This window comes from Actinotalea sp. JY-7885 (assembly GCF_014525465.1).
Classification (GTDB): domain Bacteria; phylum Actinomycetota; class Actinomycetes; order Actinomycetales; family Cellulomonadaceae; genus Actinotalea.
The window spans coordinates 1-6,271 of sequence record NZ_JACEXH010000177.1 but is presented as its reverse complement, the minus strand read 5'-3'; the positions used below and the strand labels follow the sequence as shown (position 1 = coordinate 6,271).

The 6,271-nt window shown below is 73.7% G+C and carries 8 protein-coding genes and 1 pseudogene; all 9 read left to right on the top strand.

Annotated elements, in window-relative coordinates; all coding sequences use genetic code 11:
* Nucleotides 1–211 (top strand): hypothetical protein (locus tag IDM29_RS13825; RefSeq protein WP_188037656.1); only part of this gene is annotated, 211 nt, incomplete at its 5' end.
* Nucleotides 212–220: 9 nt separating this feature from the next.
* The gene (locus IDM29_RS13820; protein ID WP_182112599.1) at nucleotides 221–715 is read left to right on the top strand and encodes a flagellar hook assembly protein FlgD; all 495 of its coding nucleotides are present in this window, start codon (nucleotides 221–223) and stop codon (nucleotides 713–715) included.
* Nucleotides 716–747: 32 nt separating this feature from the next.
* On the top strand, nucleotides 748–1,926 hold the full coding sequence (locus tag IDM29_RS13815) for a flagellar hook protein FlgE (protein ID WP_182112600.1): 1,179 nt from the start codon (nucleotides 748–750) through the stop codon (nucleotides 1,924–1,926).
* Between the two features lie 294 nt (nucleotides 1,927–2,220).
* Complete coding sequence (locus IDM29_RS13810; protein ID WP_182112601.1) at nucleotides 2,221–2,496, top strand: flagellar FlbD family protein; 276 nt, start codon at nucleotides 2,221–2,223, stop codon at nucleotides 2,494–2,496.
* Nucleotides 2,496–3,287, top strand: coding sequence for a motility protein A (locus IDM29_RS13805; protein ID WP_182112602.1), 792 nt, complete (start codon nucleotides 2,496–2,498; stop codon nucleotides 3,285–3,287). The genes IDM29_RS13810 and IDM29_RS13805 overlap by 1 nt, the downstream gene beginning before the upstream one ends.
* On the top strand, nucleotides 3,284–4,165 hold the full coding sequence (locus IDM29_RS13800) for a flagellar motor protein MotB (RefSeq protein WP_182112603.1): 882 nt from the start codon (nucleotides 3,284–3,286) through the stop codon (nucleotides 4,163–4,165). The genes IDM29_RS13805 and IDM29_RS13800 overlap by 4 nt, the downstream gene beginning before the upstream one ends.
* A gap of 2 nt (nucleotides 4,166–4,167) precedes the next feature.
* Nucleotides 4,168–4,674: a flagellar basal body-associated protein FliL gene (fliL, locus tag IDM29_RS13795; protein ID WP_182112604.1), complete on the top strand. Its 507-nt coding sequence runs from the start codon at nucleotides 4,168–4,170 to the stop codon at nucleotides 4,672–4,674.
* A 201-nt stretch (nucleotides 4,675–4,875) separates the two neighbouring features.
* On the top strand, nucleotides 4,876–5,832 hold the full coding sequence (locus IDM29_RS13790) for a flagellar motor switch protein FliM (RefSeq protein ID WP_255491698.1): 957 nt from the start codon (nucleotides 4,876–4,878) through the stop codon (nucleotides 5,830–5,832).
* Nucleotides 5,829–6,271: pseudogene (locus IDM29_RS13785) on the top strand (hypothetical protein); the annotation flags it as partial. The gene IDM29_RS13790 and the pseudogene IDM29_RS13785, both read left to right, overlap by 4 nt.

The following is a 6,271-nucleotide window of genomic DNA, read 5'->3' as shown; positions in this document are numbered from 1 at the left end:
GGCCGGCCTGCCCCCGCACCTCGACCTCGGGGCGCGGAGCCAGCACGGGGCCGCGGGCCACGGCGGTCCGGGCACCCAGCCCGGCGGCCACGGTCCCGACGCCGGTCGCTCCGGCGTCGCGGACGAGGTCACCGCCCAGCCGCCGGCGACCGGCGACGCGCCCACCAACCACCTGCCGACCGGCCGCCGCGGCCTCGACCTCGTCGTCTGAGAGGACATCATGACCAGCATCCCGCTCACGGGCCCCGTCACCGCCCCACCGGCGGGCGCCACCAGCGTCCACGCCACGGGCACGACGTCGACCGCCAAGAAGGAGATGGACCAGGAGGTCTTCCTGGCCCTGCTCGTCGCCCAGCTGCGTCACCAGGACCCGACGGCGCCCATGGACACCGCCGCGATGATGGCCCAGTCGACGCAGCTGGCCTCGATGGAGCAGCTCACGGCGATGGCGGAGACGTCACGCGAGGGCTTCGCGCTCCAGATGCGCGTCGCCGCGGGCGGGATGGTCGGCCAGGAGGTCGGCTACGTCGACGCCGCGGGCGTCGCCCGCACGGGGACCGCCGAGTCCGTCTCCTTCGCCGGTCCCGTCCCGATGCTGCGCGTCGCGGGCACCGACGTCCCGCTCGACGGCGTCACGCTCGTCCGCAGCCGCACCGCACCCGCGGTGCCCGCACCCACGACCCCCGCCGCTGTGCCGGCCACCCCTGCCGCCTGACCAGGCCGCGACACCATCCGAAGGGAACTGACATGCTCCGCTCGCTCTTCTCCGGGATCAGCGGCCTCCGCGCCCACCAGACCATGCTCGACGTGACCGGCAACAACATCGCCAACGTCAACACGACCGGCTTCAAGTCCTCGCAGGCCCAGTTCCAGGACACGCTCTCGCAGGTGGTCACGAACGCGGGCGGCCCCCAGGCCGGCGTCGGCGGCACCAACCCCGCGCAGGTCGGCCTGGGCGTGCGGATCGCCGGCATCACGACCAACTTCCAGCAGGGCGCCGCCCAGCTCACCAACCGCTCGACGGACATGATGATCTCGGGCGACGGCTTCTTCGTCGTCGAGAAGGGCGGCGAGCAGTTCTACTCGCGGGCCGGCGCGTTCGACTTCGACGCGACCGGTCAGCTCGTGACCCCCGACGGTGGTCTCGTCCAGGGCTGGGCCGCCGCGGCCGACGGCACGATCGACGTCAACGGCCCGCTCACCGACATCCGCCTGCCCATCGCGACGCTCATGGGCGCCGCGGCGACCGGTAGCGCCACCTTCGAGGGCAACCTGCCGTCGGACGCGGCGGCCGGCACCGTGCTCAACCGCGCGATCGAGGTCCACGGCGAGGACGGCACGGCGTCGTCGCTCAACCTCGCGTTCACGCGCACCGCGACCGGCTGGGACGTCACCGCGACGCGCGGCGGGGCGACGGTCGGCACGGGCGCGCTGGCGTTCGACGCGGCCGGCAACCTCACGGGTGGTGCCTCGCTCGCCGCGGGGCCCGTCACCGTGGACCTCGCCGCCCTCACCGGCTACGCCGGTCTGACGACCGTCGAGGCCTCGGTGCAGGACGGCCGCGCCGCCGGCACGCTCCAGTCCTTCATGATCAACGCCGACGGCACGCTGCTCGGCACGTTCAGCAACGGCCTGAAGCAGCCGCTCGGCAAGGTCTCGCTGGCGACCTTCACGAACCCGGCCGGCCTCGAGAAGGCGGGCGGCTCGCTCTACCGGACCACCGTCAACTCCGGGGACCCGCAGGTCGGGGCCGCCGGGTCGGGCGGCCGCGGCGCGCTCTCGGGCGGCACGCTGGAGATGTCGAACGTCGACCTCTCGGCCGAGTTCACCAACCTGATCATCGCCCAGCGCGGGTTCCAGGCGAACTCGCGCGTCATCACGACGTCCGACGAGATGCTCCAGGAGCTCGTCAACCTCAAGCGCTGACGCGCCACCCACCGCTCGCTGTCGGCGCTTCCGTGCGGGGCGTGGTGCTCGTGGTGCTGCTGGGGCCGGTGTGACTCACACCGTCCCCAGCCGTCACTCCAGCACCATGCCCCGCACGCAAGCGCGCACGCGACGCACGCAAGCGCGCGCCCCACGCACCGATGGGCGCCGCGCACGGGCGGCAGGTGCGACTCCGCAGCCGCGGAAGCCTCACATCGGGGCGCACCCGCCGATGGAAACGTCAGCAGGGCTCATGGACGGGCCCCGAGGCATCACCCAGGGACGGATACAGCCATGATCGTCGTCACGCGCCTGAACGGGCCGCGCTTCGCGGTGAACCCCGACCTGCTCCAGCGCGCCGAGAGCACGCCGGACACGATCCTCACGCTCATCGACGGCACCAAGTACATCGTCACGGAGTCGCTCGAGGAGATCACCGAGCTCGTCATCCGGTACCGCGCGCGTGTCGCCGCCGCCACGCTCGACGCGTCGCGGGAGACGGCCGAGCTCGCCCCCGTCACCGACCTGCGCCATGCGCGGGCGCTGAGCGCCGTCCCGGAGGCCGACTGATGGATCCGGCAACCCTGGGCGGTATCGGCTTCGCGTTCGCGATGGTCCTGCTCTCGATCTTCCTCGAGGGCTCGAGCCCCATGTCCGTGGTGCTCCCCGCGCCGATGATCCTGGTGATCGGCGGCACGATCGGCGCCGGCCTGGCGTCCACGACGCTGGCCGACTTCACGCTCGCGTTCACGACCCTCAAGGGCTGGCTCACGTTCAAGCGACCGGACCTCGACGAGACGGTCGACGTCGTCGTCGGCCTGGCCGACCGCGCCCGGCGCGAGGGCCTGCTCTCCCTCGAGGACGCCGCGCGCACGGTCGAGAACCCCTTCCTGCGCTCGGGCCTGCAGTCCGCGATCGACGGCACGGACCCCGACGACCTGCGCGAGATGCTCGAGGACCGCATCGCGAGCAAGCGCGCGCAGGACAAGAGCATCGCCAAGGTCTTCAACAACATGGGCGGCTACGCCCCGACGATCGGCATCATCGGCACGGTCGTCTCGCTCGTCCACGTGCTCGAGAACCTCTCGAGCCCCGACGAGCTCGGGCACATGATCGCCGCGGCCTTCGTGGCGACGCTGTGGGGCCTGCTGTCCGCGAACCTCGTGTGGCTGCCCCTCGGGGCCCGCGTGGGCCGCGCGTCCGAGCTGGAGATCGCGCACATGGAGCTCGTCGTCGAGGGCCTCCTGGCCATCCAGTCCGGCGCGAACCCGCGCCTGGTCGGTCAGCGTCTGCGCAGCCTCATGCCGCCCGCGGCCGTGGCCGCCGCCGACGGCAGGACAGGCAAGAAGGCCGCGGCATGAGCGCCGGCCACGGCTCCGGGGGACACGGGCGCAAGTCGCGCGTCGTCCACGAGGAGGAGCACGAGAACCACGAGCGCTGGGCCGTGAGCTACGCGGACATGATGACCGTGCTCGTCGGCCTCTTCATCGTGCTCTACGCGATCAGCCAGGTCGACCAGGTCAAGTTCGAGCAGCTGCGCCAGTCGCTGGCGTCCGGCTTCGGGCAGCCGGCGCCCGTCGCGCTCGAGGGCAGCACGGGCCCGCTCACGGGTGTCGAGGCGATCCAGATCACGCCCGACCTCCGCTCGGAGGCCGGTGTGGAGGCCGAGCAGATCGCCGCGCCGTCGCCCGAGATCGCCGAGGCCGAGGCGCGCTCGCAGGCGGCGACCACGGAGTACCAGCGCCTCGACGCGATCGCGGACCAGATCTCGGCCGCGCTCACCCCGGCGGGGCTCGCCGACCGCGTCCGGTTCCGGGTCACCGAGCGCGGCCTGGTCATCGGGATGGTCGCCGACGACGTCTTCTTCCGCGCCGCGAGCGCGGAGCTCACCGACACCGCGCGGCGCATCGTCGACACGACGGCGCCGGTCCTCGCCTCGATCCCCGACGAGATCTCCGTCGAAGGCCACACCAACGACATCCCGGTCTCCGGGCGCTACCCGACGAACTGGGAGCTCTCGTCCGACCGCGCCACGCAGGTCCTGCGCCGCCTGGTCGAGGCCGGCGGCGTCGCACCTCAGCGCATCGCGGCGGTCGGCTTCGGGGAGGCCCGGCCGATGGCCGAGCCCGGCGAGGACCCGCTCGAGGCCAACCGCCGCGTCGACCTCGTGGTGCTCTCCTCCGTCCCGGAGGACGTCCGCGCCCTCCTCCCGTCCATCGCCGCAGCACAGCAGGGGTGAGCATGCCGACCGAACAGCGGATCATCGCGTCCAAGACCGCCAAGGGCGCGTCCCAGCGCATCGGCGCGCCCACGGTGGCGGCCGAGGAGGAGCCGCCCCAGCGCAGCCGCAAGAAGCTCGTGCTCGTGCTCGCCCTGCTCCTCGCGCTGGCCGGCGGAGCCGCCTGGTACCTCCTCCTGGGCCCCGGGGCCGGCGAGCCGGCCGAGGTCGCCGAGCCCGCACCCGTGCCCGGCGAGGTCGTCACGGTCGAGGCCGTGAGCATCAACCTCGCGGCGGGGCACTACCTGCGCCTGGGCTTCGCCCTCCAGCTGACCGAGGAGGTCCACGAGGAGGTGTCGACCGCGCATGCGCTCGACGTCGCCATCGACCTCTTCTCGGGCCGCACCGTGGAGGAGGTCGGCTCCGCCGAGGGCCGCGCGGCGCTCAAGGACCAGCTCCGCCACCAGCTCGTCGAGGGCTACGAGGGGGAGGTGATGGACGTCTACCTGACGGACTACGTCACGCAGTGACCTGAGCGTGCGACCGGCCCGACGGGCCCGGCCGTACCAGCACGGAACCGGCACGGAGGCCGGTGCAGTCGAGGCGCCACGGAGGGCGCCACCTCACCCGCACGCCGCACGACGGCGAGCGGGGGCACGACACGCGGTCACCGCGTGCACCCACGTGCCCTGGACTCCTCATGACGCCCGCGCGCGTGCCGATCAGTCGGCGTGACCGTCACTGAGGCAGCAGCCGCGCCGCCGACCCACGCCGGGCGCCGCGCCCCCGGCGCGCCGCCACGCGCGCCCGAGCTGTACGACTTCCGTCGTCCGATGACGCTCGCGCGCGAGCACGGCCGTGTCCTGGAGATGGCCTTCGAGACCTACGCCCGCCAGTGGAGCACCCTGCTCACCTCACGGCTGCGCGTCGTCGCGTCCGCGACGCTGGTGTCCGTCCAGCTGCACTCGTACGACGAGTACGTCCGGCCGCTGCCCACGCACACCGCGATGATCCTGTGCGGCGTCGAGCAGGGCCGGTCCACGGCCGTCGTGCAGCTCCCCGTGGACACCGCGACGCTGTGGGTCGACTACCTGCTCGGCGGGCCGGGCATCGCGCTGCCGGACACGGAGCGTGAGCTCACCGACATCGAGTGGCGCCTCGTGCGCGACCTGGTCCAGGTCTCCCTCGGCGACCTCGCCTACGCCTTCGCCGCCGTGCGCGAGCTCGACGTGCACGTGAAGTCGGTCCAGTACGCACCCCAGTTCGTCCAGGCGGCCGGCGCGTCCGACCCCGTCCTGGTCGCGCGCTTCGAGCTCGTCACGGGGGAGCGGCGCTCGACGGCGACCCTCATGCTCCCCGCCGACGTCCTGCTGGCGCCGCTGCGGGCAGGCGAGAACGCCGTCGTCCGCTCCGTCGACGAGGTCCGCCAGCACGACGACGCCCTCGCGCGCCTCGCCGCGCAGGTCCACGAGGTCCCGGTGCGGGTCAGCGTCCGCCTGGCACCCGTGACGGTCACCCCCGCGCAGCTCACCGACCTCGCGGTCGGCGACCTCGTCCCCCTCACCCACCGCGTCGGCACGCCGCTCGACGTCGTCGTCGACGACGTCGTCCTGGCCGGTGCCGCGCTCGGGAGCAACGGCTCCCGTCTCGCCTGCCTGGTCGTCACCTCCGAGGAGAGCACCCGATGACAGCCCTGCCCGCCGACCTGCCGGTCAGCCCGGCCGTCCGCGCCGCGCACGACGCCGAGGCCCTGGCCACCGCGCACACGGTCGCCACCGAGCTCGCACGGCTGCTGCCGTCGACCTCCGCGCTGACCGTGGCGCTCCACGACCCCGCCTCGGCGCCGCTCGCGGGCACGTCCGCGGTGCGCGCGTCGTTCGTCGGCGCGACCAGCGCCGAGATCGTCGTCGTCGCGGACGCGGCGGTCGCCGAGGCGATCGCCGGCGCCGGCGCGGGCGTCTCCGTGGCCGACGCGCTGCGACCCGCGCTCGAGGGCGCGGTCGCCGTGCTCGGCCCGGGAGTCCTCGACACCGCCACGGTGGGCCCTCTCGGCAGCGCGCTCGACGAGGACGGCGTGGTCGCCTTCGCGCTCGCCGGCCCCGCGGGCCCCCAGGCCTGGTGCGGCGT